This window comes from Enterovibrio makurazakiensis, assembly GCF_050336585.1.
Classification (GTDB): domain Bacteria; phylum Pseudomonadota; class Gammaproteobacteria; order Enterobacterales; family Vibrionaceae; genus Enterovibrio; species Enterovibrio gelatinilyticus.
In genome coordinates, this window is the sequence record NZ_JAKJSE010000035.1 from 38,144 (window position 1) to 62,687 (window position 24,544).

General features: G+C 48.2%; 22 protein-coding genes and 1 pseudogene. 17 read left to right on the forward strand and 6 right to left on the reverse strand.

The genetic code is table 11. The annotated features are described in order from the left end of the window. Positions 1-89 precede the first annotated feature (89 nt). Positions 90-271: pseudogene (locus L4D06_RS22710) on the reverse strand (IS110 family transposase); the annotation flags it as partial. A 115-nt stretch (positions 272-386) separates the two neighbouring features. On the opposite strand from L4D06_RS22710, the gene L4D06_RS22715 reads away from it, so the two are divergent. Both L4D06_RS22715 and L4D06_RS22720 read left to right on the forward strand, forming a co-directional pair. Then, a complete protein-coding gene (locus L4D06_RS22715; RefSeq protein ID WP_429741541.1) occupies positions 387-1,433 on the forward strand; it encodes a hypothetical protein in 1,047 nt (348 codons plus the stop codon). 226 nt (positions 1,434-1,659) lie between these two features. After that, the gene (locus tag L4D06_RS22720) at positions 1,660-1,995 is read left to right on the forward strand and encodes a DUF3088 family protein (protein WP_429741542.1); all 336 of its coding nucleotides are present in this window, start codon (positions 1,660-1,662) and stop codon (positions 1,993-1,995) included. Between the two features lie 45 nt (positions 1,996-2,040). Here L4D06_RS22720 and L4D06_RS22725 read toward each other — a convergent pair whose 3' ends face one another. The 3 genes from L4D06_RS22725 to L4D06_RS22735 form a co-directional block, all read right to left on the reverse strand. Further along, positions 2,041-2,463 carry a hypothetical protein gene (locus tag L4D06_RS22725; protein WP_429741544.1) on the reverse strand — a complete coding sequence of 141 codons (423 nt, stop codon included), beginning with the start codon at positions 2,461-2,463 and terminating at the stop codon, positions 2,041-2,043. A gap of 331 nt (positions 2,464-2,794) precedes the next feature. Continuing rightward, positions 2,795-4,228, reverse strand: a complete 1,434-nt coding sequence (locus L4D06_RS22730) for an aldehyde dehydrogenase family protein (protein ID WP_429741546.1) — start codon at positions 4,226-4,228, stop codon at positions 2,795-2,797. An 87-nt stretch (positions 4,229-4,315) separates the two neighbouring features. Further along, entirely contained in the window at positions 4,316-5,269 is a 954-nt protein-coding gene (locus L4D06_RS22735; RefSeq protein ID WP_429741548.1) for a helix-turn-helix domain-containing protein, read from the reverse strand. A gap of 388 nt (positions 5,270-5,657) precedes the next feature. Between L4D06_RS22735 and L4D06_RS22740 the strand changes: the two genes are divergently transcribed. From L4D06_RS22740 to L4D06_RS22755, 4 genes are read left to right on the forward strand one after another with little or no spacing between them, the layout of a single operon-like run. Continuing rightward, a complete protein-coding gene (locus L4D06_RS22740; protein ID WP_429741550.1) occupies positions 5,658-6,680 on the forward strand; it encodes a TRAP transporter substrate-binding protein in 1,023 nt (340 codons plus the stop codon). Continuing rightward, positions 6,667-7,221 (forward strand): TRAP transporter small permease, encoded by a 555-nt coding sequence (locus L4D06_RS22745; protein ID WP_429741552.1) that lies wholly within the window; start codon positions 6,667-6,669, stop codon positions 7,219-7,221. The genes L4D06_RS22740 and L4D06_RS22745 overlap by 14 nt, the downstream gene beginning before the upstream one ends. Then, positions 7,214-8,515 (forward strand): TRAP transporter large permease, encoded by a 1,302-nt coding sequence (locus tag L4D06_RS22750; RefSeq protein WP_429741554.1) that lies wholly within the window; start codon positions 7,214-7,216, stop codon positions 8,513-8,515. The genes L4D06_RS22745 and L4D06_RS22750 overlap by 8 nt, the downstream gene beginning before the upstream one ends. 22 nt (positions 8,516-8,537) lie before the next feature. Continuing rightward, positions 8,538-9,326, forward strand: a complete 789-nt coding sequence (locus L4D06_RS22755) for a response regulator transcription factor (protein WP_429741556.1) — start codon at positions 8,538-8,540, stop codon at positions 9,324-9,326. Positions 9,327-9,353: 27 nt separating this feature from the next. Here the strand turns inward: L4D06_RS22755 and L4D06_RS22760 are convergent, their stop codons facing one another. Next, a complete protein-coding gene (locus L4D06_RS22760) occupies positions 9,354-9,539 on the reverse strand; it encodes a DUF2783 domain-containing protein (protein WP_429741558.1) in 186 nt (61 codons plus the stop codon). After that, entirely contained in the window at positions 9,536-11,224 is a 1,689-nt protein-coding gene (locus L4D06_RS22765) for an FAD-dependent oxidoreductase (protein WP_429741560.1), read from the reverse strand. The genes L4D06_RS22760 and L4D06_RS22765 overlap by 4 nt, the downstream gene beginning before the upstream one ends. Before the next feature lie 299 nt (positions 11,225-11,523). Here L4D06_RS22765 and L4D06_RS22770 point away from each other — a divergent pair, with 299 nt between their 5' ends. The 11 genes from L4D06_RS22770 to L4D06_RS22820 all read left to right on the forward strand — a co-directional run bounded on the left by L4D06_RS22770 (position 11,524) and on the right by L4D06_RS22820 (position 24,464). After that, entirely contained in the window at positions 11,524-12,486 is a 963-nt protein-coding gene (locus tag L4D06_RS22770) for an MBL fold metallo-hydrolase (protein ID WP_429741562.1), read from the forward strand. 2 nt (positions 12,487-12,488) lie between these two features. Next, positions 12,489-12,947, forward strand: coding sequence for a MarR family winged helix-turn-helix transcriptional regulator (locus L4D06_RS22775; protein ID WP_429741564.1), 459 nt, complete (start codon positions 12,489-12,491; stop codon positions 12,945-12,947). Between the two features lie 113 nt (positions 12,948-13,060). Then, complete coding sequence (locus L4D06_RS22780) at positions 13,061-14,080, forward strand: response regulator transcription factor (protein WP_429741566.1); 1,020 nt, start codon at positions 13,061-13,063, stop codon at positions 14,078-14,080. Positions 14,081-14,206: 126 nt separating this feature from the next. Then, the gene (locus L4D06_RS22785; RefSeq protein WP_429741567.1) at positions 14,207-15,313 is read left to right on the forward strand and encodes a class II histone deacetylase; all 1,107 of its coding nucleotides are present in this window, start codon (positions 14,207-14,209) and stop codon (positions 15,311-15,313) included. Positions 15,314-15,455: 142 nt separating this feature from the next. Next, positions 15,456-17,456 carry a copper amine oxidase gene (locus tag L4D06_RS22790; RefSeq protein WP_429741569.1) on the forward strand — a complete coding sequence of 667 codons (2,001 nt, stop codon included), beginning with the start codon at positions 15,456-15,458 and terminating at the stop codon, positions 17,454-17,456. 104 nt (positions 17,457-17,560) lie between these two features. Then, on the forward strand, positions 17,561-18,967 hold the full coding sequence (iaaH, locus tag L4D06_RS22795; protein ID WP_429741571.1) for an indoleacetamide hydrolase: 1,407 nt from the start codon (positions 17,561-17,563) through the stop codon (positions 18,965-18,967). A 31-nt stretch (positions 18,968-18,998) separates the two neighbouring features. Next, a complete protein-coding gene (locus L4D06_RS22800) occupies positions 18,999-20,165 on the forward strand; it encodes a substrate-binding domain-containing protein (RefSeq protein ID WP_429741573.1) in 1,167 nt (388 codons plus the stop codon). 13 nt (positions 20,166-20,178) lie between these two features. Continuing rightward, complete coding sequence (locus L4D06_RS22805) at positions 20,179-21,030, forward strand: branched-chain amino acid ABC transporter permease (RefSeq protein ID WP_429741575.1); 852 nt, start codon at positions 20,179-20,181, stop codon at positions 21,028-21,030. Then, positions 21,008-22,774 carry an ABC transporter permease subunit gene (locus L4D06_RS22810; RefSeq protein WP_429741577.1) on the forward strand — a complete coding sequence of 589 codons (1,767 nt, stop codon included), beginning with the start codon at positions 21,008-21,010 and terminating at the stop codon, positions 22,772-22,774. Before L4D06_RS22805 ends, L4D06_RS22810 begins: the two co-directional genes overlap by 23 nt. Continuing rightward, positions 22,774-23,469 (forward strand): ATP-binding cassette domain-containing protein, encoded by a 696-nt coding sequence (locus L4D06_RS22815; protein ID WP_429741579.1) that lies wholly within the window; start codon positions 22,774-22,776, stop codon positions 23,467-23,469. The genes L4D06_RS22810 and L4D06_RS22815 overlap by 1 nt, the downstream gene beginning before the upstream one ends. Before the next feature lie 218 nt (positions 23,470-23,687). Further along, positions 23,688-24,464, forward strand: a complete 777-nt coding sequence (locus tag L4D06_RS22820; RefSeq protein WP_429741581.1) for a phospholipase A — start codon at positions 23,688-23,690, stop codon at positions 24,462-24,464. Positions 24,465-24,544 lie beyond the last annotated feature (80 nt).

Here is a 24,544-nt window from a genome sequence, read left to right on the forward strand (position 1 = left end):
CCGCTGCATGCCAACCGTGAAATTTACTTGGGTAAGAATCGACGTTCATCAAAGACAGTTTTGTTCCTCAACATAAAGTAAATGCATCGCCCTAGCTTGATGAACTCTTTGGCCCAATAATGCGCTCCAGAGCACGCTTCAATGCCTATGCACATAGATGGAATATTTGCTAATGTGGTCAGTGAGTTAGAGTGCAGGGCAGATTTGTGAATAATGACCTTACCTCGGTCATCAAAAGCGTGCAGAAAAAGTGGTGTTTGGCGAGGTCGATGCCTCAAAAGAATTGAGAAGACATGGTTACCTCCGGTATTAGAAGCAACACATAAGTGTGGTAAATCATCGTGAGGGGGAGTCCATGTCATTCGTTAGTTACTAGAGGATAATAAATGGCAACAGTAGCCCAAATTCGCGGTGCAATGCTGGAAGAAGCGGTTTTGTACTTACTTAAAAAAGTGGGATACAAGATTGTAAGAGAACCGCTAGATTCGGTGGATAGCTCCGATTTAGAAGTAAATAGTTCTGGTTTAGAAGTGCAAGGTAGAGGAGCATGGCACCAAATAGATGCGCTAGCTGAACAAGAGCAAACTCCGGCATTCATGTTTCCATTAAGGCTTTTGGTGGAGGCTAAGTGCTATCCTAACCAAAGAGTGGGAATTCCAGTTGTTAGAAACTCTGTAGGTGTTCTTAAAGATATCTCTGAAAATTACTTTACTAAACATCGTGATGCTTCGAAAACATCTGCAATTCGTTTCAATTATCAATCAGCGATTTTCAGTGTATCGGGCTATACAAAGCCTGCGATAGATTATGCAGTAGCACATCAGATATTTCTTATTGAATACAGAGGAATACCAGTAATTCAGCCGGTTATCGAAGCTATTGAGTCTCTTGATGAAAGTGCTTTAACAAATGTAGGCACTCGAGACCTATCAGAAGTTAGATCTAGATTTAGGAACATTCTTGAAGATCGATATCCAGATGACTATCTCAGTACTCACTTTACAGAAACTGGAATTGCCTCCATTCAAAATGTATCGGAACATTTGAACGATATTGGGGGGTCATATTTCGGTATGTTACAAGGTCGCTGGCCTTTGCATTTATTGACTGAAGACCCTTTACCTCCACATGTATTCGAAGAAGATATAGTCTATTGTCGGCTGAGAGGGGAGCGAGATGGACATTGGCGTTTTACTCCTGTCAATTATGAACCGGGTCAATCTGGATGGTTTGAGCTTCAATTCTTTTTACCTGTCGAGTTGGCTGAAAAAATGCAAACTACGTGGGGGAATAGTGAACTAATTGCCCGTACAAAGTCTCAAAATTTTTCGTTTATTTCCCTGTCAGGTTTCATAGGCGGAATTTGGCGAAATGTAAAAATTCAGCTTGATGGGCGTTGGTTAGAACGTTATTTGCGTCAAAATCGCAACTAACACACATGATCCTTTCTCCGTTTAATAAGGCATAACATTCTTTTGGCTGCGTCAGCAGCCAATCCTCTCTAACAAAGCCATTTACTTCTTTCGGTCATGTTCGCCTTTAAGCCGCAACCTAACCCTCACACCCATCGCGACTTGGTACAATTATCAGTTTTGATTCGATACTAAATGCGTGAGAAGCGTATTATGGTTTTTTATGCTGTTACCAAGGAAGGCGATCATGATTTTGTATTTGCTTAAGCGAGACTTTAACGACGGTGGAAAAAAGTACTTCTGCCCATACTGTATGCGGGTTGAAGGATTGATGGCGATGTTTCCAGAGATTCGACATAACGTAGAAGTCAGGTATGTCGATTTTCAGAAACCACGGGGTGATCTTCCCGAGCATCTGGGAGAGGCTAATCAAGTGTGTCCAAATCTTGTCTTAATTGAAGGGGATCAGTTTGGGTCGGAGAAGTTCTCGGTGTCAGCACCAACGGGTATGCGGCATATTGATAAGACGGATGACATCATTCAATACTTTATCGAACGCTTTGAACTGCCTGAAAAGCACTAATGGTTGAACAACAAGAGCCGCCTTATTTGGCGGCTCGTCGATTGTCTACTGCATCCAACCAAGTTCTTTGAGCGCCCAGCCATCATTCCAGATTTTGGTCATATGCGTGACTTTGCCTTGTTCAGATAATTGCATCACATACACATAGTGACTTGCGCACTTTTTCCCTGTGGCCGGCACTGGTCCACCTTCCCCGCTGTGGATACCGAAAAAGGTACCAAAGAAAATCGCGGTGTTTTTCTCATCGTCAAAGGCGGAGGTGGTGAGTTCATAATGGCTGCCTGCCATAGGGCCGTTGGTAATGCTGTGCATCCAATGGGTGTAGGCTTCCAGTGTTTGAATGTCAGTGAGAGCGAAAGCTTGCGAATCGAACCCAGCATTGGGCTCAGCAAAGCCTTTGCAGGCCTCCCAACCCTTGCCTGACTCACAAGCATGAAAGAACTTGGTTGCGTTTTCAAAAGCAGACATAGTTTCTCCTCTATACCCAAACAACCTGAAGATGCAGGATTCAGCGAGTTTGACGGGTGTTGTGATCGCGGCGTCCCTTTGCAGGTGTAGTCACCTCCATCAAAAAGGGGCAACAAAGAGCACGACGCCCGTCAACTCGCCCAAAGGGAGGGCTTCAATGCACCACTTCTTCGTTAAATTCCTCGGAAATAGAAAGACTATTCCACGCAAAATTTGCCTCGAATTGAGCGCATTGATGACCTCTGAATTCGAGCTTCTTCGGGTTGTTTGGGTATATACCCAAATAACCTGAAGATGCAGGATTTAGCGCGGATCTTCAGGTCGTTTGGGTTTAATTAAATACCACCTGAATATCGGTGTATTCGGCTAATCCTTCTTCGCCAAACTCCACCCCTAGACCTGAGCTTTTTACCCCACCAAACGGTGCGTTGGGCTGGATCATACCGTGTCGGTTTATCCAGACTGAGCCACATTCGAGACGCTTCGCCACATTTGCTGCGGCTTGCGTGTCTGACGACCAAACAGAACCGCCAAGGCCTGAGCTGCTGTCATTGGCTGCCTGAATGGCGTCTTCGATGTTGGTGTAGCGGATGATGGGGAGAGCGGGCCCAAATTGCTCTTCATCGACCAGTGAGTCGCCATTTTTTAATCCAGAGATAATGGTGGGTGGGAAAAACTGACCGTTTGCAGCTTTGCCTCCGAGATGCACTGTCCCTTTGATTGCCGCTTCCGAGACAAGGCGGCTGACTTTTTCAAACTGAAAAGGGGTGCACAGTGGGCCAAGAATGGAACCTTCATCCATGCCATCGCCATACGGAACCTGTTTGGCGAATTCCACCAATGCGTCGCAAACCTCGTCATGGATGCTGTCATGCACGTAAAGGCGCTTAAGTGCGGCGCAGGTTTGCCCGTTGTTGATGAAGGCTCCCCAGAAAAGCCCTTCAGCGATAGCGTTTGGATCGGCATCGGGGAGGACGATGCCCGCGTCGTTTCCGCCCAATTCGAGGGTGAGCCTTTTCATGGAGTCTGCTGCGGTGCGCATGATGGATTTGCCCGTTGCGGTTGAACCGGTAAACACCACCTTACGAACGTCAGGGTGTGATGACAGCATTTGTCCCACGCTGTTTTCTTGGTTGTCTTCGCCTGCGACGGCATTCACCACGCCAGGTGGCAATACCTGATTCATCAGCTGTACGAGTTTTAAGGTTGAAAGCGGGGTATAGGGAGAGGGCTTAATGACGACGGTATTGCCAGTGACAAGCGCGGGCATGATGTGCCAAATCGCGATCAGAACCGGGAAATTCCAAGGTGTAATGGAGGCGACAACCCCCAAAGGTTTGCGGTGAAGTTCAAGTCGGCCTTCTTCGTTATCTTGTAGCACTTTGACACCCAGATTCAGGCTAGCAGTGTATTCCGCCCACGCGCAAGCACCGCCTATTTCCCAGCGAGAACCTAGGCCGTTCAGCGGCTTGCCTTGTTCTTGGGTGATCAGTGTGGCTAACGCTTCGCTGTTTTTTTTGAGTAGGGTGACGATTTGTTGGCAGAGGGCGATTCGCTCTTCCTGTGGTGTTGATGACCAAGCAGGGAAGGCGGCGTGTGCGGCTGCAACTGCCGCGTCGACATCGTGTTGGTTTGATTGTGGAGCCAATCCAACGGTGGCCTGTGTAGAAGGGTTTAGCACCTTAAAGTAAGTGTCTGCGCTTCTGCTCTGCCCATTCACGGTCATTAAATATGGCGTTGCGGTGTCTTGTGTTTCCGTACTCATATTTCCAATCCTCGTTGATGCGTATTCTCTCTCCACCATAGGATGAGTTAACTTGAGTGACTTGGAACAAACCGCCAAACCCGTTGGCTATTGGCGACAGTTCACCATCGCACCCGGTGCCATATCAAAACGCTTATGAAACTCTTTATAGAAATAAGAGAGGTCGCTGAAGCCACAGTGATAGGCCACGTTGGTCACAGAGCTGTGAGCGTCACGTTGGGACATGCCCATCAACAATGCTTTGGCGTTATCGAGTCGGGTATTGATGAGTTTTCGTGTCGGCGATTCCCCAAGAGATTGAAACTGACGTTGGAGCGTGCGACTGGATACACCCAGCTTGACGGCAAGTTGCCCAGCATCGAAGGTTGGGTCGTTGAAGTTCCGGTCGATCAGAGAGAGTGCCCGCCCAAGTACGCCTTGTTTTTCGCGCTCGCTTTGGCTTTTCTGCTTTTCTCGGCCGTCGATGTAAATCCCTAAAAGGTCAAACGTCGAATCCATTAAGCGGGCGCAGGAGTCCGGCATGCCTTCCTCCATTGATTTTGCTACCACGGCAATAAGTGCGGTGCGCAGTGGATCATCATGCTCCACCATGACACCTCCGGTAATGGCTTTTCCGTATCGGTGGAGCATCTCTTCTCGCGGGAGGTGAATGGAGACTTGCCTTGATGCATTGCCATTAAGGATAAAGCGACTCGGCTGTGTTGAGTCGACGACAAAAATATCGCCGGGAAACAAGGTGTGTTGCTTGTCATTTTGCTCAATGACACAACGGCCTTTATCTTGAACCAGCATATACAGATGATCACCGGGGTCTTGTCTGATCATGCGCTCTGACCGTGTCACCTGACCCACATTCATGCACACACTGATGGCCTCATAGCGAGATAGCATAAAAGGCTCAATGGCACCTTGAAGTGATGGGTTGTCGGTGTGTTTAGGTTCAAGTGAATACTGGCCACATGACGCGGTTATCTGGGTTTGCAACTCGTCGAGATGCACGAGGCTTGGCTTAGTTTGGCTCAATCTAAGATGGGATAACACGACAGCCCTCCTTGTTAGCGCGCTTGCTCAGATTTTCCTGATTTAAACTGGTTCGAAATTTCGGCTTCGCGCAAAATTTCGAGTCATAAAAGCTTGAACAAAGAAAGAGGCAACACAACTCTCTCTTGCCGATGATGACAAAAAGTTTACCTCTTATCGCCAATCTGACTGTTTCAGAGCTGTGCCTATCTATACCCATTCAGCCATATACGCACCTTGTGTCGATGCATTTTATTTCTAACCTTTTGTTTTTATGAGTCTTGAGTGCAGGCTTGTTTCAAGAAAGAGAATCAACGCATTTATCTGAATGTTAGTTTGTTGTTATGACATGTTACGTTATATGTTAAATATTGTCATTATGTGTATCGTAACGGATTGTGAGGTTGTAATGAAACGAGTGTTATGGCGAGTTGCAGTAGGTCTACTTTTTGTTCCAATGAGTGTGATGGCAGAGGTTGAACTTAAAATTGCCACATGGCTTTCCCCAGCTGCCGCAATGAATAAGACGGTGTTACCAACGTGGGGGAGTTGGATTGAAGAGGCCACAGAAGGAAGGGTAAAGATCGCTTTGGTTTATGATCTTGGAAGTCCGAACAGCCTGATTGATTTGGTGGAAGACGGCGCTGTTGATGGAGCGTGGACCTACCACGGTTATTTCCCGGGTCAATTTAAGCTCACGAGTCTCGCGGAATTGCCTAACCACAATGCCGGTTCAGAGGCGGTATCGGTGGCGCATTGGCAGATTCATGAGGAGTACCTTGCCAATGCGGGAGAGCATGACGGCGTTGAGCTTGTCGGTGTATTTACCCATGGCCCCGGCCAGATCCACATGCGTGAACCTTTGGATAGCCTTGAAGATATCAAAGGCAAAAAAATCCGTGTTGGCGGCGGTATTCAGTCTGCGATTGGTGAGCGCCTTGGTGTCACCGGCGTGGCGGCTCCGGCGAATAAAATCTATGAAATGCTGACGCAAGGTGTCGTAGACGGTGTGTTTAACCCCATGTCGACCAAAACGACGCTGAAACTCCATGAAGTCGCACCTTATACCCTGAAATTGCCGCACGGCATGTATTTGGGCAGTTTCGGTATTTTCCTGAGCGAAGATGCGTTGGACGAACTGTCTGATAAAGACCGAGAAGCCATTATGGCGGTATCCGGTGAGAAGCTGTCTGCAATGGCGGCAAAAGCGTGGGCAGATGCGGATGATTATGCGGAAGGTATCGCACGTGAAAAAGGAAACCAAATCGTTGATGCATCGAGTCAGGATTTGGCGTATTTCGCTGCGGTAACGGGTGACTTGGATCAGGCGTGGGTTGAGTCAGTGGATGATCGCGATGTAGATGCCAATGCGGCGTTAAAAGCATTTCGCGATGCGGCACAGGCCTATGAGGTGACCAATGGTCAACAATAAAACAGGCATTGGCCAACATTATTGGTCATTGTTCCAACAAGGATGTTGCTACCTGTTTCCGTTGATGAAATGGACAAGTGCTGTGGCATTGATAGGCATGATGTTCTTAACCGTGTTGGATGTACTGGGTAGATATATTCTGGGTACACCCATATTAGGGGGCAGCGAATTGACCGGTTTTATGTTGTTAGTCTTGGTCATGCTGATGTTGCCGCTGCTTGTGTTTAAAGATGATCAAATCCGCGTGGATTTATTCACTGATGCCATCCGCCCAACGCTAGCCAAATGGATTGAGCGGATTTACTCCCTTGCTCTTAGTGGTGGGTGCATTTTTCTGGCGATGAGTGTTTATAAATTGGCAGCGCGCGCTGACAGAAAACGATTGGTGACAGAGTATCTCGAAATTCCTGCGTCATGGGCAATGTATGCGATTGCATTTTGTTTGCTGCTCAGTGCCTTTGCGTTTTTGTTTCGCGGGGTTTGCTCAATGGCCACGTTAGAAAACCATGTCGAGTGCATGGAGGGAGAGCGTCATGATTAGTGCCCTGATCGGACTTGCGATTGTCCTGTTGCTGTGTGTCTTACGCATGCCATTGGCGTATGCCATGACGCTGGTGGGTGTGGTGGGCTATGCCTCCTTGCTGGATTTCAACTTCACCGCCGCCTTGACCATCAGTGCCCGCCGAATTGTTGATACTTTGCAAGACCCGGCGTTGAGCGTGATTCCCTTGTTTATTTTGATGGGGAATTTGATCAGTCGCTCGGGGATGTCGGTTGAATTGTTTCGTGCTTCTAACGCCTTAGTGGGGCATCACCGTGGCGGTATGGCAATGGCAACCATCACTGCATGTGGCGGATTTTCTGCGATTTGTGGCTCCAGTCTGGCAACGGCAGCGACCATGGGGCAGGTGGCTATCCCTTCTATGCGTCGGTTTGGTTATGCCGACAGCTTGGCATCAGCGTGTATTGCCGCAGGCGGGACGCTTGGCATTCTTATCCCTCCCAGCGTCGCTTTGATCATTTATGGCATTTTGACCGAACAAAGCATCCGAGAACTCTTTGCAGCAGGTTTCGTTCCGGGTGTGTTAGGCATTTTGTTTTATCTGGCCGCGGTAAAATACGTGGTGTGGCGTTCACCAGAGGCAGGCCCTCGCGGGCATGAAATGACGACACAGCAAAAGTGCGAGGCTTATAAAGGCATCGCAGGTATTGCATCGTTGTTTACCGTGATCATGGGCGGGATTTATCTGGGTATTTTTACGCCGACAGAAGCGGCTGGTATCGGCAGTTTTGGCGCATTGGTGATTGTCTATTTGCGTGATTTGCTCACTAAAAAACTGCTAAAGGAAGTGCTTTTTGAAACGGCGGTGATGAGCGCGAAGATCTTCTTTGTCGTGCTCGGCGCGTTGATCTTTTCCAACTTCATTAACCGTGCAGGGTTACCAGAAGGCTTGGTGCATTTCCTGACCACGCAAGACTTTCAACCCATGCTCGTGTTTTTGATGATCATCGTGATTTACCTGATGCTTGGGACCGTACTTGAAAGCATGTCGATGATGCTATTAACCGTGCCTGTGTTTTATCCCGTGGTTCAGAGCATGGGTTTTGATCTGATTTGGTTTGGCATTGTGGTCGTGGTGGTCACGGAAATCAGCTTAATTACGCCGCCGGTTGGTATGAATGTGTTTGTGCTGAGCGGTATGTTCAAGGACCTAGATAATCGCACGGTATTTCGCGGTGTAATGCCATTTTGGGTGGCAGATATGGTGAGGCTTTTTGCCATTATCTTCATCCCCGCTTTGGCTCTGGGTTTACCTAATTTTCTTTATGGATAAATTAGTGTAACAGGGGGACGTTGTGAACCTGTCTATGCGAGAAACTCATGCAGTATTCCAGATTGCAGAGTGTTTGAATGCGGGCATGGAATGCTCGGAAATGCGCCAGCAAGTGGGAAAATGCTTGCTGGATCTCCTTGATGCTGATTACTTTGCTTCCTATGTATGGGACGGGCCGCGATGCGGCTTCTCCCATCGTGTGGCGATAAATATGTCTGACGACAATCTCACGCACTATGAAAGCTATTTTCAGTATCACGATCCCATTACGCCCAAGTTGCAGCAACGTAAGCAGGCGACGGCAGTGAGTCAAATCATGCCGCACCATTCGTTGAAGCAGACAGAGTTCTTTAATGATTTTCTGTCTATCGATGGGCTGACGTATGGATTGAATTTCCATGCTCACGATGGTCGCCAGAACATCGGTGATCTGCGGGTATGGCGAAGTCGCAGACGCAATGACTTCACCAAAAGAGACGTGGAAATCGTTAACGCAATGGGGACTGCTTTCACCAATGCCATGAAGCAGGCAAGACCCGATGCATTTGTGACAGAAGATGCCAGGCCCGAGGCTATCCCGGATATTCATACCCCTTCTGCGATAGATGAAGATTTTTTGGTCGAGGAGTATCACCTGACTTCGCGTGAAGTCGATGTGTGTATGGCGGTGATGCAAGGTCTCTCCGACAAAGAAATTGCCCGACGGTACAATGTTTCTTTCACCACGGTTCGCACTCACATCAAGCACCTTTTCGAGAAGCTGAATGTGAGGGGAAGAACACAGCTGATCCATAAAGTACTGACCCACTAAGGTGAGTTCGGTGAGACGAGGCAGCGGCTATTGTGTCGCTGCTGCTATGGCTTCTTCCAAAATGGCTTGATCGCCAATGTGGTTGGCGAGCAGCAGAACCAACTTGGCGTTCACTGTCATCACGTCTTCTGGCGATAATGCGTTATAGATGTTGGCGAGTGATGCGTAGAATGCATCGCCATCGGTAAAATTGGGCTCGGTGTTTAATTTCATTGTGCTTCCTTCATATGATGTCCCAGCGCGCGCTGCATGGCGTTTGTTACGTCGTTAAAGGTGGGCTGTCGCCAGCGAGCGGTGATCACCTGATCAGGACGAAAGAGATACGCAGCGCCTTCAGACAAGTCGTATCTTTGGTGGAGTAAACCCTGCATGTCGGTCAATTGAGTGATGGCCGTCTGTCGGGTGATGCCTTGGTGGCGTGCTGATCGTTGATCGCGACTGATAAGCAGCACTTCCAAATCGTCAATGTTCGACAGTTCAGCCAGAAGCTCATCCTGCTTGTCACCACCTTCTGCCACCATGAGTACGAACTGATTCCCCACCCAATCCAATAACCAGGAATCATGAGCGTGATGTTGCACTGGCGCATCTGAAACCGGACTACCTAAGTGCGGCGCATTTTCGAACGTATCCCTGTCCGGCGTGTTTAGCACCGAGTGTCGGTAAGTGCAGGGAGTGGATAATCTGCCGCTGTTAATCAACGGACGGGCAAAAGGGTAGATTTTTGCGAGGTTAAGTGTCGCATTCCTCAATACCTTGCTCATGTTGCTTTTTGGGGTAATAAAGTCGGTGGCGCGGGTCGAATTCAGAATGTTTTCTTTTGCGGCATACTGGCGTTCGTCATTGTAGGTTCGAAGCAATTTGGGCGGTGCGGTGTGGTTCAGCACGCGGCAAAGTTTCCACGCTAAATTTTCTACAGACTGAATGGCACCGTTTGCGCCACGTGCGCCGAATGGACTGACTTGGTGCGCTGCGTCACCAACAAAAAATACCCGCTTATGAATAAAGTCATCCATCTTTCGGCATTGGAAGGTATACACACTCGCCCATTCAAGGTCGAAGTGTTTGTCTTGTCCTAGCATGGCTTCGATACGCGGGCGAATGTTCTCTTCCCGTTTTTCCCATTCGGGGTCTGCATCCCACCCGAGTTGCAAGTCGATACGCCACACATTGTCAGCCTGACGATGCAACAGCGCCGATTGCTCTGGGTGAAAGGGCGGTTCGAACCAAAACCAGCGTTCGGTGGGAAAGTCGGCTTTCATGACGACGTCGGCAATCAGGAATCTGTCCTGAAAAACTTGGCCTTTACTCTCCAAACCGAGTTGGTTCCGAATAGGGCTATTTGCACCATCCGCAACGATAAGGTAATCACAGGAAATCTGGTAGCTTCCTTCGGGCGTGTCGATGGTCAGAAGGTTGATATCAGTTCGTGCATCGACAGTCTGTAACTTGTTTTTCCAGCGAAGATCAACCTCAGGTAAGGTCTCGATTACATTGACCAAATATTCTTCGAAGTAATACTGTTGAAGGTTAATAAAAGCAGGGAGTTTGTGGTGCTTCTCGGGTAACAAATCGAATTCGTAAACCTTTTCCTCCCCAAAAAAAACCTTGCCCCGTTTCCATGTGATCCCTTTTGACACCATACGTTCCGAGCAGCCATAGCGATTCATGATTTCCAGTGTTCGCTTAGCAAAGCAAATAGCACGTGAACCGATACTGACGGTGTTGTTGTCATCAATTACGACGGACTTAACGCCCTGCTTCGCAAGGTCTATGGACATGGATAAGCCAGCAGGTCCTCCTCCGACAATCACTACCTTGTGATGAGAAGGACGCTCTGAATCTTGGTCTTCATTTCTTGAATAGGGATAAACCGGATTGGTATACGTCGATAACATAAACATCCATTCAATATGTTCTCATGTGATATTAAATGTAAGGCGCGATTTGATGAGGGATCAAGCAAGTCGGTGTGTCGAATATGAGAGGAGTTGGTGGTTTGTCGTTAAGTGGCGTTGTGGATATGCATCTATATTTCTGAATATAAGAGGTAATTTATAATTATTCTCAGATGCTGATTTTTCGGTCGTGTCTCCTTGAGTCCTATTTGTAAGATAGCAGTGCATTATATAAATTCTCGTATGAGATTATTTGCTATGTTGGTTTTAGGAAGTTAATAACGTTCAAGGAGCCCACCATGGCAATAAAACCATTCGCTTCATCTGCTGACTTAGGTGACAAACAGGAAACCCTCGAGATATTGGCTGACGGTGTGTATGCATTAACGGCAGAGGGTGATCCCAATGTGGGTGCAATAGAGGCGGAAGACTTTATCATCGCCTTTGAAGCAAGGGCGACTCCCAAAGCGGCGCAGGATTGGCTGGCTTTGCTAAGAGAACATACGGATAAGCCAGTGAAGTATTTGGTTTTGTCTCATTACCATGCGGTGAGGGTGTTGGGGGCATCGGCCTTTGATGCAGAAACCATTATTGCGCACGAGAGCACGAAAATGCTGATTGAAGAGCGTGGACAGCAGGATTGGGAAAGTGAATTTGGACGTATGCCGCGCTTGTTCAGAGAACCTGAAGGCATTCCGGGGTTAACGCACCCAGACGTGGTGTTTGATAGCCGTATTGAAATCCCACTTGGCGGCGAACGCGGAAGTTTGGTGCTTGAGCATTGTGGCCGTGGGCATACGGCGGGGGACATTGTCGCTTGGTTGCCGAAACACAAAATCCTGTTTGCAGGGGATTTGGTTGAGGCGCAAGCAGCGCTCTATACCGGAGATGCATTCCACTTTGACTGGTCATCTCAAACTCTGGATAAAGTAAAGTCATATCAAGCTGATATATTAGTCGGTGGCCGTGGGGCGGTTGCGCGTGGTAACGACGCGGTCAATGCAGCGATTGAGCAAACTCGTGGCTTTTTAACGGGCATGCTGGATACCGTTGGTGCGGTGCATAAACGGGGTGGAACCCTGAAAGAAGCATTTGAGGAAACGCATAAATTACTCGCCCCCAAATTCGGTGCGTGGCCGATATTTGAGCATTGCTTACCCTTTGACGTAAAACGATTATGGGACGAATTTGAAGGTAAAGACTGGCCCGAAATCTGGACCGCAAAGAAAGACAGAGAAGTTTGGGACGCCTTACAGGATTAAGAATGGCACAGAAAAAACATCGCACATTAATGCTTAACCAGTTTCTTCCGTATCGGATGGTGAACTTGGCGGATGGGATCAGCAATGCCTGCTCGAAAATCTATCGGGAAGAGTTTGATGTTTCTATTCCCGAATGGCGCATTCTTGCGCGGTTGGCTGAGCACGAAAAGCTGAATGCAAAAGACATTGGCGACATCACGTTTATGGATAAATCCCGAGTCTCCCGCGCGGTAAAATTGTTGGAAGATAAGGGGCTTTTGCAGAAGGTGAAAGACAGCACGGATAACCGCGCCTCGTTTCTGTCGCTTAGCGAAGCCGGACATGAACTGTACGCAAAAATCGCACCCAAAGCGCTGGATTGGGAAGCCGAGCTGATTGATGTGCTTGATACCGTGGAGTATCGCGACTTTCTCCGCGTGCTTGAAAAGTTGGATGCCAAACTGGAGAAAATGAAAGACTAGCCTTCTCTTTTTTACATCTCGCCAAACGACCCAATCCTAATTGGATATCTACATAGTCGGTGATTTGGATGTAAGCTTTTATGGCAGGTTTGGTAGTCATGGAGTAGCGGCTAATGAAGGGCAAAAGCGTCTCAACAACCGAAGAAATATTGCAGTTTGTGACTCTGCTCTATCAGGCTTCTCGCCATATGCAGCCCGACGATTTTAAGCAGTGGACCATCACTCAGCTTCGTCAACTTATTCACTTCGACAGTGCATGGTGGGGACGGGCACTTTTCCCCGAGCACTCTGACACGCCGGAAGTGCATGGTAATTCACTGTTCCAACTTCCAGAGAACTACTTTGAGCAATGGCAGAAAATCGCCGATTGCGACACCATCGCTGAAAATCTCTATAACAATGCGTCAGAGCCCTTTATGGCAGAGGTTCACGTCGAATCGATGAGCGACGCACTGTGTGATTTCCTCTGGCATCATGACATTTATCATGTGCTCTCATTCATGAAGGTAGACCCCGAACTGTTGCTGGATGCAAAAGGAAACATGGGTGACAGTATGCTGGTGGATTTTCTTTCGCTATACCGAAATAAGAAAGCGGTCGCGTTCCGACCGGAAGACCAAGACTGCCTTCGCCTTGTCATGCCTCATATCGCACTTAGCCTCAATCATTGCCTCGAATTTTCGGTGTTAACGAGCCAAAACACACCAACGAACAACGCTGTCGAAGTCGCGATGTTTGACAGCGGGTTCATGTTGAATACGCCTTCTCTCGGTTTCACAGCGTTAATAAAACGTGATTACCCAGATTGGGATGGGTGTGTTCTACCGGAAGAGATTCAACAAAGTGCGCAGTGCAAAACTACCTCATGGAAAGGGCGACACTTCACGTTAACGTTTGAATCGATGGATAGTTATTGGTGTTTGCGGGCTTACCCATCGTCATTACTTTCAGAATTGACGGAGCGGGAAGCGCAGGTGGCGGAGCTGTTTGCACAGGGGAAAACCTACATGGAGATTGCGGAAGAGATCCATCGCGCGCCAGCAACAGTGCGCAATCACTTGCAATCAATCTACCTGAAACTCGGGATAAGAAACAAAGTGGAGTTGGTGGAAAAATACCGTTCCCTAATGTGATACACCATCAGAGAAAACGCGCGAAAAAATGCAGAACAATGCATTTGCATCATTCACGGATCTGCGCCTGCCTCCTAGGTTGTTTGGTATGCCAAATGGCTAATCACGTTTCCAAGGAGGTACACGATGAGAAAAACAGGATTGGTGACACATGAACTTTATTTCTGGCACAACACCGGCGAGGCCGCGGCGTTCCTTCCCCCAGGTTTGACAATTCAACCCGACAAGCATGCAGAAAACGCGGAGACTAAGCGGCGTTTTCTGAACTTACTGAACGTAGCCGGCCTTTCTGACTCTCTAACGACTATCACACCACGACTTGCTGACAATGACGACTTGCTTAGCTTCCATACCCAAGACTATATCGACAACATCCGAGCGATGAGTGACGCCAACGGCGGTGATGCCGGGGAGCTGACTCCCTTTGGTCCGGGCAGCTATGAAATCGCTTTGATGAGCTTGGGCGGCTGTCTGGAAGCCATGGACCGGATGATGGGAGGACACGTCGACAATGCATATTGCTTGGTAAGGCCGCCGGGTCATCATGCTGAGCCGGATATGGGGCGCGGGTTCTGTATTTTTGGCAATGGTGTTATCGCGGCCAATTACGCCAGAAATGTGCATGGTTTGGCACGTGTGGCCATCGTTGATTGGGATGTTCACCACGGGAACAGCCAGCAAGGTGCTTTCTATAACGATGCAGGTGTTCTGACCATTTCCATTCATCAAGATAACTTTTATCCACCCCTGTCAGGTGCGCTGGATGAGCGAGGTGAGGGCAGTGGTGAAGGCTACAACATCAATGTTCCACTGCCTCCGGGCTCTGGTGACGGGGCTTATCGCAAGGCGTTTGAAGATGTCGTGCTTCCTGCGCTGGAGGCTTTTAAACCGGAGATCATCATCGTGTCCTCTGGGTTTGATGGCAGCGCGATTGACCCCCTTGGTCGTAATATGGCAACGAGTGAAACCTACCGCTACATGACCGAGGCCTTGGTCGCTGCGGCAGAAAAACTCTGCAATGGTCACCTGCTTTGTATTCATGAAGGCGGTTATTCCACGGCCTATGTGCCGTATTGTGGTTTAGCGGTCATGGAAGCACTAAGTGGTGTAAAAACGGAGCTTGAAGACCCCTTCTTACCTATTGTTGGGGGAATGGGCGGGCAGGAATGTCAGCCTCATCAGGCCGATCTCATTGCCTCTGTCGTAGAGGCTTCTCCCTTACTGAAACAGTAGTTACTGAAGCGGGTTGGGATTCAATCCGCTGCTTTCCTGTCGTTAAGCTCCAACGGGTCTGACGTCCTGCACCAAGAAGAGAAACCTTGCGGACTATAAGGTAAAGGAGAATTGACGTGAAAAGGATGAAAGGAGATAAGCGATGATGCTTAAAAGGATATTGTTTCTAACGCTTACCTTGATGGCGTTGCTATCAACGAACTTACATGCTCACCCGCTTGATGGCTTGAGTGCCAAGGAATATGAGGATATTCAGAGTATCCTTCGTGCGTCTGAATTGGCGAATGAAAAGACGCTCTTTCCATTGATTGATTTAAAAGAGCCGCCAAAAGTGACGGTACTGGCTTGGAAAAAAGGTCAACCGCTGGATAGACATGCAACGGTTGTGATGACGGGGCCAGACGGTTTTTACGAAGCAGTGGTCAACATCACTCAGAAGAAAGTGGAGTCTAATCAACTTATCAAAGGCAGTGGGCAGCCTATGATCTTGTTTGAAGAGTTTATCGGTGCGTTGACCGGTGCGACTTCTCATCCAGACATGGAAAAAGGGTTAGCCAAGCGCGGCTTGAAACCTGATGACGTTTTTTGTCTTCCATTAACGGCAGGGAATTTCTTCACCGAGGCATTTGAAAACTCGCGCCTGATGAAAGTGCCGTGTTATGTCCTTCCTACAGGCTCAAACTATTATGCGAAACCCATAGAAGGCCTGTTTGCGACTTATGATATTGGTAAAAAGGAAGTCGTAGAAATCATTGATACTGGTGCCGTTCCGCTTCCAACGGATGACTGGGGATATACAGAGGAAGAAGTGGCTAAACGTGTCCCATTGAGACCGAAAACGAATCCGGCGGTTGTGACGCAGACTGGTGAGCCGAATTACACCATTGAGGGTAGCCACCTTGAATGGGATATCTGGCGTTTGAATTTCCGTACCGAGAAACGCGCGGGTCTCGTGGTTTCGAATATCGACGTGAACGACCAAGGCACGTGGCGTCCGATTATCTATCAAGCGCATTTGTCAGAAGTATTCGTTCCCTATATGGATCCGACGGAAGGCTGGTACTGGCGCACTTACATGGACAGCGGTGAGTACGGCTTTGGTCTTTTCATGACGCCACTTGAGGCGGGGATTGATTGCCCAGTCTACGCGACGTTTTTACCTGCAATGATTGCGGATGACCAAGGTAATCCACTTGAAATTCCCAACGCGATTTGTATTTTCGAGCGCAATATCGGCGATCCGGCTTGGCGTCATTATGAAGTGTTTGAGCAAGGGCCTGATAAGTTCGTTCCTGCTGAAGGGCGTCCTGAAACGGAATTGGTTATCCGCACCGCGTCAGAAGTGGGTAACTATGACTACCTGATTGACTATCGCCTTAAGCAAGACGGCCAACTCTATGTCAAAGTTGGGGCATCAGGTCTCGATGCGGTGAAAGGCGTGGCGTCGGTGAACACCGACAGCGAAAGCTACAAGGAAGATACCCGTTATGGCACCTTGATTGCGCCGAATTTGGTTGCCGCAAATCATGACCACTATTTCAATTTCCGGATTGATTTTGATATCGACCAACCCATGAATCATGCGGCGACCATGGACATTGTTCCCGCCACGGTTGACCCATCTGTACCACGTCGGTCAATGTGGGAAGTGAAACATACCATGCTCGATTCTGAGCTCGATGCAAGATACAAAACGTCGACAGCCAAGCCGAGGTACTTGCATATCAGCAACGCAAACCGCGATGGGTATTTAGGGCATCATCCCGGCTACATGTTACATCATGGCTCAGTAGCGTATGGTCCGTTCGACTTTGAAAATGACCCGCCAATGAAGCGTAACGCGTATATTCAATACGCGGTTTGGAACACAGCTTACGACCCCGAACAGCGATACGCCGGCGGTAAATATGCCGTGCAAAGTGATGGCTCTGACACGCTTGCTGAGTGGGTGAAAGAAGATCGCTCTTTGATGAATGCAGATATCGTCACTTGGTTTACGGCGGGTTTTCATCACATCCCGAGAATGGAGGATTGGCCTGTCATGTCAACGGAATGGAAGACGGTACACATCATGCCACACAACTTCTTTGCCCATAATCCAGCATTGACAATCCGGAATACGGAAACACCTGCTGAGAAGTAATTCTGCTCTCATTTCCACCGCTATCCTCATTGTTGAGGATGGCGGTTTTTTCTCGTTCGTCTCATGCTGAGAAGGAAAGAAAGAATAGTTCTCAGGAGTAAGAGATGGCGGAAAGGAAAGATGTACCGTTTACGTTTGAAGCACTGCAGTCAGCATTTAAATCGGGTGAATTAACCTGCGAATCATATATCGACGCCGTTATCGAACGTGCGGAAAGCCTGATACACCTTAATGCTTTCATCACGTTTGACTGGGAGATGCTGCGCAAGGCAGCCAAGGATGTTGATCTCAGTGGTAAGGCGGGTGATGGGTTGAGTGGAATCCCTCTTTGCTTCAAAGATAATATCCAGACCGGTGTACTGGCGGCATCTGCTGCGACAAAAGCGTTAGCGGGGAATATCAGCAGTGCTTCTGTTGTTGCTGAACGGCTGTTAAGCAATGGCGCGTTGGTGGGGGGCATGGGAAACATGCACGAACTGGCGTTTGGTATCACAACCAACAACGCCTATAGCAGTGCAGCGAAAAACCCGTGGAATACAACGCGGATTCCAGGGGGCTCTAGTGGCGGCGTTGCCGTTGCGATTGCTGCGGGAATTATGCCGGCAGGTATTGGGACAGACACGGGTGGCTCCGTGAGGCTGCCTTCTGCACTGTGCGGCATTGTTGGCTTCAGGCCTTCTATGAATCGTTACTCGTCGGAGGGAATAGTGCCTGTCAGCCATACTCGCGACACGGCGGGTCCGATGGCGAACACCGTTAAGGACTGCCGCATCTTGGATGCCATCATGGCGGGCAAAGAAGATTCTGCCATTGATGAAGTCGTCAGTCTTTCTACTATCAAGCTGGGGGTTCCCCGCGCCTATTTCTTTGAGAATCTAGATCCGGAAGTTGCCAGACTATCTGAAGATGCCTTAAATAAACTTTCTGATGCGGGCGTGACCTTGGTTGACGCGGATATTCCGAATGTTGGTGATCTTGATGAGGCGTGCAGTTTCCCGATAGTTCTCCATGAATTTATGCAGGATTTACCTGCTTATCTTGCAACCCATGCACCACATATCAGTATTCAGGACATCGCCGAGAATGCCTTAAGTCCCGATGTTAGCGGCTTGATGGCATCACTGTTATCTGATGGCGCGATACCTGAATCGGTTTATCGCGAAGCTGTTAATGTGGTTCGTCCGAAACTTCAACAAACCTACGCAGACTATTTCTCGGAGCAAGGCGTGGATGCCGTCATCTTTCCAACTAGCATTTTGCCCGCAGCACCGATAGGGGACGATGAAACGGTTGAGCTTAATGGCGAACGCCTACCCACCTTTCCAACCTTCATTCACAACACCGATCCGGGCAGCAATGCAGGGATACCGGGAATCAGTCTACCGATTGGCCTAACCCGTGATGGTCTGCCTGTTGGTATTGAAATTGATGGGCCTTTCGATAGCGATGAGCGGTTGTTATCGATCGCAGAAGCCTTGGAATCGGTCTTCAACTTTACGCAACGTCCCTGATCCACTCTTCATAGATGTAAGGAATACAACAATGAAAAGACGCGAATTTTTAACTTCGTCGATGAGTGCTGCGCTGCTGGCAGCGTTGGCTCCGACATTCGTTTCATCTCCAGCTTTGGCTGCAGATACAATAAAGCTGGGTGTGATGATCCCAATGTCCGGCCCTGCAGGTTTGTTTGGCCCTTCCAGCAAAAATTGCACAGAAATGGCAGTCGAAGAGATCAATAAGTCCGGTGGTATTTTAGGTAAGCAAATCGAGGTGTTTTATGCCGATGCTGGTGGCTCACCTTCTGATGCACTTAAAAACGCGGTTCGCCTCTACAAAGGTGAAAAAGTAGATGCCTTTATTGGTATGCATGACAGCGCGGTACGAGGAGCGTTGATCAACCTGTTTAAAGGAAATGTACCGTATATATATACGCCTATTTACGAAGGTGGAGAATGCGCCGAGGGAACGTATGTACTAGGTGAAACCCCCGCACAACAATTGGCTCCCGTGATTCCTTGGTTAACAAAAAACAAGAACGTCAGTAAATGGTATTTGATTGGCAATGATTATAATTGGCCGCGGGATTCTAATGCTGCTGCGAAAGACTATATCCGTGCGTCAGGCGGTGAAGTCGTGGGCGAAGAGTATCTCCCTTTCACGGCTGACAACTTCGATTCCAGTTTGGCAAAAATTAAAGCCAGTGGCGCAGATGCCGTGCTGATCACCTTAGTGGGAGGGGCATCAGTCGGTTTCAATCGCGCTTTTGCAAACTTCGGCTTGGACAAACAGGCGCTGCGGTTGGGCACCTTAATTGAAGAAAATACCTTAGCGGGTATCGGGCCAGAAAACGCAGCAAGACTTTACTCTTCTTCGGGTTACTTTCAGAACATTGACTCACCGCAGGCCGCTTCATTCTCGAAGCGTTATTACGACAAGTTTGGTAGCGATGCCCCGGCCCTGAACGCTTTGGGTGAGTCCTGTTATGACGGCGTTTATCTCTTTAACGCCTTGGCGAACCGAGCGAAAGCTGTATCCCAAGAGAAGATAACAAGCACGTCTGAGGGAGTCTCGTTTTCATCTCCTCGCGGGGATATGACCTTAACGCAAGGACATGTTGATAAAGATATCTATCTTGCCGAAGCGGTAAATGGCGCGTTTCGTGTGGTTGAAACCTTTGGAAACGTGCCTAGCGGCAGTACCTGTAGTTAAAGGAGTGGCGCACATGGATGTGTTGACCTTGTCTATTTTTAACATTATTTACAGTCTTGCCGTGCTGGCTCTAGTCGCGATAGGCCTCGCTGCTGTATTTGGGTTATTGGGCGTTATGAACATGGCGCATGGCGAATTTGTCATGCTTGGTGCTTATAGCGCTTTACTCGCAAGCCAGTGGTCTCTGCCTTGGCCTGTAGGCCTTGTTCTGGCTGTGATTGTAAGCATTTTTGTTGGTGCGCTAATGGAAAAGGGGCTCATTAGGCATCTTTACCAGCGCCCGTTTGACACCCTTTTAGCTACATGGGGTGTTGCGATGCTCATCCGAAAAAGCATCGAAGCATTATTTGGTAGGGAGTACCAGAATGTTCCTCAATATCTACCCGGTACCCTTGAGATTGTTGGGGTGGATTACCCCGTCTACCGTTTGCTTTTAGTGGTGGTGATTGCCGTCTTGATGGTTTGCCTTTATCTCTGGTTTCGAAAAAGCCCTGCCAGTCTGAAAATTCGCGCCATGGTTGATAATCCTACGCTTGCGCAGGCCGTCGGTATCAACACTAAACACGTTGCATTTGGTACGTTTCTTTTTGGTGTCAGCACAGCAGGACTTGCCGGCGCATTGATCGCGCCTCTGGTGAGAGTTGACCCTTACATGGGGCTCGATTACATGCTCTCATCATTTTTCGCTCTCGTTATTGGTGGTTTAGGCAGTGTAGAGGGGGTGATATTGGGAAGCAGTATGATTAGTGGGTTCGATCAATCCTTATCAAGCCTGTTCGACAAGGTAGTCGGTTACACAGGTGTTCTTTTGCTGTCGATTTTCTTTTTATGGTGGAAACCCAATGGCATTATTTCGCAACGTTAACTTGTACGCGCTGGCGTTTATCTTCGTCCTACCACTGTTTATCGATAGCTATACCGCTTATGAAGTTGGCCTGTATTTGATCTTCGGGTTGGCAGCGTTGAGTGTGGCGTCTTGCTGGGGGCAAGCGGGCTTTTTACCGCTTGGCCAGGCAGTGTTTTTTGGGTTAGGGGCTTATCTTTATGGCTATGTAAATATAGACCAATCATCGATATTGTCTGTTGCCTCGGGACTGTTTTTTGCACTTTTAGTCCCGGCACTCTTGGCTTACGTGTTGGGGAAATTAGTGTTCTCCCGCACCTCCAGTTCTGGCCCCTATTTTTCTCTGATCACACTGGCTATTGCTATGCTGGCGACGCAACTTGCATTGGTTTTTGATGGTGTTACTGGGGGCTTCAACGGACTGAATGGCATTAGTGACATCCCCGGGACAGACCGCTACGAAAACCTTTATTGGGTTATTGCAGGTGCAGTGGCTCTGGTGCTGCTTTCTCTTCAATATATTGAAAATACGCCGTTTGGGCTTTTGCTTAATGCTATCCGAGACAATGAAGAGCGGGTTGATTTACTGGGTTACAAAAGTGACCAATTGAAAAGTATTGTATTTGCCCTTAGCGCAGCAGTTTCAGGGCTTGCAGGTGCGATATACAGCGTTCATCAGGGAATTGTCACGCCGCAGGCGTTAGGGTTTTTCTTGTCAGCTGAGTTCGTTATCTGGGCGGCGGTAGGAGGACGTTTCACTCTCGTGGGACCTATCGCTGGTGCTTTGATGATGGGGATGGTCTCCAGTGAGTTGAAAGACACCTTTCCTTATTGGGAAGTGATTGTTGCCAGTATTTTCATTGTCGTGGTCCTTTTTTTGCCAAAGGGCTTGTTTGGACGGTTACCCAGCACCAAGTCGCGCACTGAGAACGAAAATGCAGAGGGTGACAATACAAACGGTGGCAATGCTAGGGGGGGCAATGCTAGGGAAGATGACTCTCCTCAAACGCCAGAAAGGCAGGCGACACTGGTTATTAACAATGCATCAGTTTCAGTGGGGGCAGTCAATATTCTTTCGTCATTGGATATGCGACTAGGAGGAAAGGGAATTCAGTGTCTAATTGGCCCAAATGGTGCAGGGAAAACATCTGCATTTAACACCATGACGGGTGCGCTCCCTCTTTCTTCAGGAAGCCTTGTATGGAACGGAGAACGTTTTACGCCCCGCAAACCTTATGATGCTGCACGTCAGGGAATTGGTAGGAAACTGCAAATCCCCTGTGTTTTTCCGTCGCTAACTGTTGAGCAGAATATTCATTTGGCCCTTTGGGCAAGTCGCTTTAATCAACAATCGTTGTTCCGGACAGCAAAATATGGCAGACGCTCAGTTTCTCTAAACGCGTTTTATGAAGCGATGCCATTTCTTGAGCGGGGTGAAGTGCTGGCAGGTTCACTCTCAGTTGGGCAACGCCAAATGTTGGATTTCGCTATGACCTGTCTCACTGATCCCGATTTGTTGTTACTTGATGAGCCCTGCGCAGGACTCTCACCTGTTGAAACCAAAACACTCATTAACATCATCAAAGATTACATTGCCAGAGAAGGGAAACCTTGCGTGATTATTGAGCATGACATGCAAGTGGTAGAGAAATTGGCTGATGAGGTATTGGTGATGAATCAAGGCTCCATGCTTTGTTTTGGCAGCTTTGAATTTGTGCGAGCCAATGAAGGTGTACGTAATATCTATGCGGGAGGGACCAAGTAATGACGGCAAAGCTTCTGGATGTGAACAGTCTTTCTGGTGGATACGGAGATATTACCGTGGTCAGGGACGTCAGTTTTTCTATTGGGGAAGGTGAGGTGATATGTCTTGCTGGTCGAAATGGTGTGGGGAAGACCACCTTGATGAAATTAATATCCGGTGCGCTCCCAGTCACCAGTGGTAGCATTTCTCTTAATGGTATGAATGTGTCGCAGCTCAATGCCTTTGAGCGGCAAAAAAAGCAAATCAGTCATGGTTTACAAGAGCAGTCGGTGTTTGGCGGGCTAAGTGTGCGTGACAATCTTTCTTTGACGGGGAGGTGGGGCGGAAATCTCCTGACTGAACGCCTACTAAAGGATTTCCCAATTGTTGAAAAGCGTTTTGACGTGCAGGCCGGGAAGTTGTCAGGAGGCGAGAGGAAATTAGTCTCTTTTTGTCGTGCTGTCTCGGAAAACGGGTTGTTGACCTTACTCGATGAACCGACTGAAGGCGTACAACCAGAAAATATCGAGCGAATGGGGGAGGTGATCCTCGAACAAGCCAAGCAAGGACGAAGTTTTATCGTTGCTGAGCAAAACCTGACGCTTATCGAACAAATAGCGAATGCCTGTTGGTTCATGGATCATGGTGAACTGAAGTCTTTATATACCGCTTCCACCTCTTTAAGGGAGAGTTTGTTGCAAGAGTTATTAATCTAGATGTATAAGCGACTCTCAACATTGCCTACACAAAACACAACGCAAAATAGTAGCTCGTGACATTGGTTTCTCCTAAGGTCGGAATATTGCCTCATAGTTGATTCATCAAGTAAAACGCCACGCTGCATGGCGAATAGGACATCTATACTCTCGAGAATTTTGCTGAATGGTTAATAGTCGCAGTAGGAGCTACTTCGGCAAATTCTTAGGGAGGTTTGATGAAGACGAAACTATGTACATTGAAGGCCAGTACGCTTCTCGTAACCGTACTGTTGGCTCCGTATGGGCATGCGATAGAAAACAATTTCTCCGGACATCGAGACAATTACCTATTGCCTTACTATAAAGAAAGCAACGTTAATCAGGCACGCTTTGCTCCTCTAAACCCCAACAATACCCGCGCAAAAGACACGTTCGTACAATTTCAATTTAGTGTGAAGTATCAGATTTTTGAGTTTGACCAACATGGTTTATATATGGCCTATACCCAACGTTCCAATTGGGAGGCGTATGACAGCTCAGCCTACTTTCGTGACAGCAGCTATAATCCCGAATTATTTTATCGGCTGAATGTCGAGATGTGGCAATGGTCACTAGGCGCTGAGCACGAATCGAATGGTGCGGGTGGCAACAACGAAGTCAGCTGGAATCGCGCGTATGGTGAGGTGAAACGGAATTGGGAATGGGGCTACTTGAGGTTCAAACCTTGGCTAAGGGTTGGAAGTGTTAGCTATAACCCAACGATTTCTGATTATTTGGGGTTTGGTGAAGTTGAACTTGGATGGCACCCCACGGATTCACAAGAAGTCAACGTACTGATAGGCAATCTGTTTGCTGATGATATCGATCGAACGCTCTATAGACTGAGTTGGAATTTTCCAATTTACCAAGGATTACGAGGGTACCTCAAAGCAGAAACAGGTTACGGACTAACTGTTTCCAATTACAACTTTGATGACAGTGCTTATGGACTGGGCTTTGCGTTTAACTTTTAGACGATAATTATTCCCCAAAACGTTATCAAACTGTCGTCAATCGAGCAATTTGTTGCTTGATGAGCAAGTTTTCATCAGTT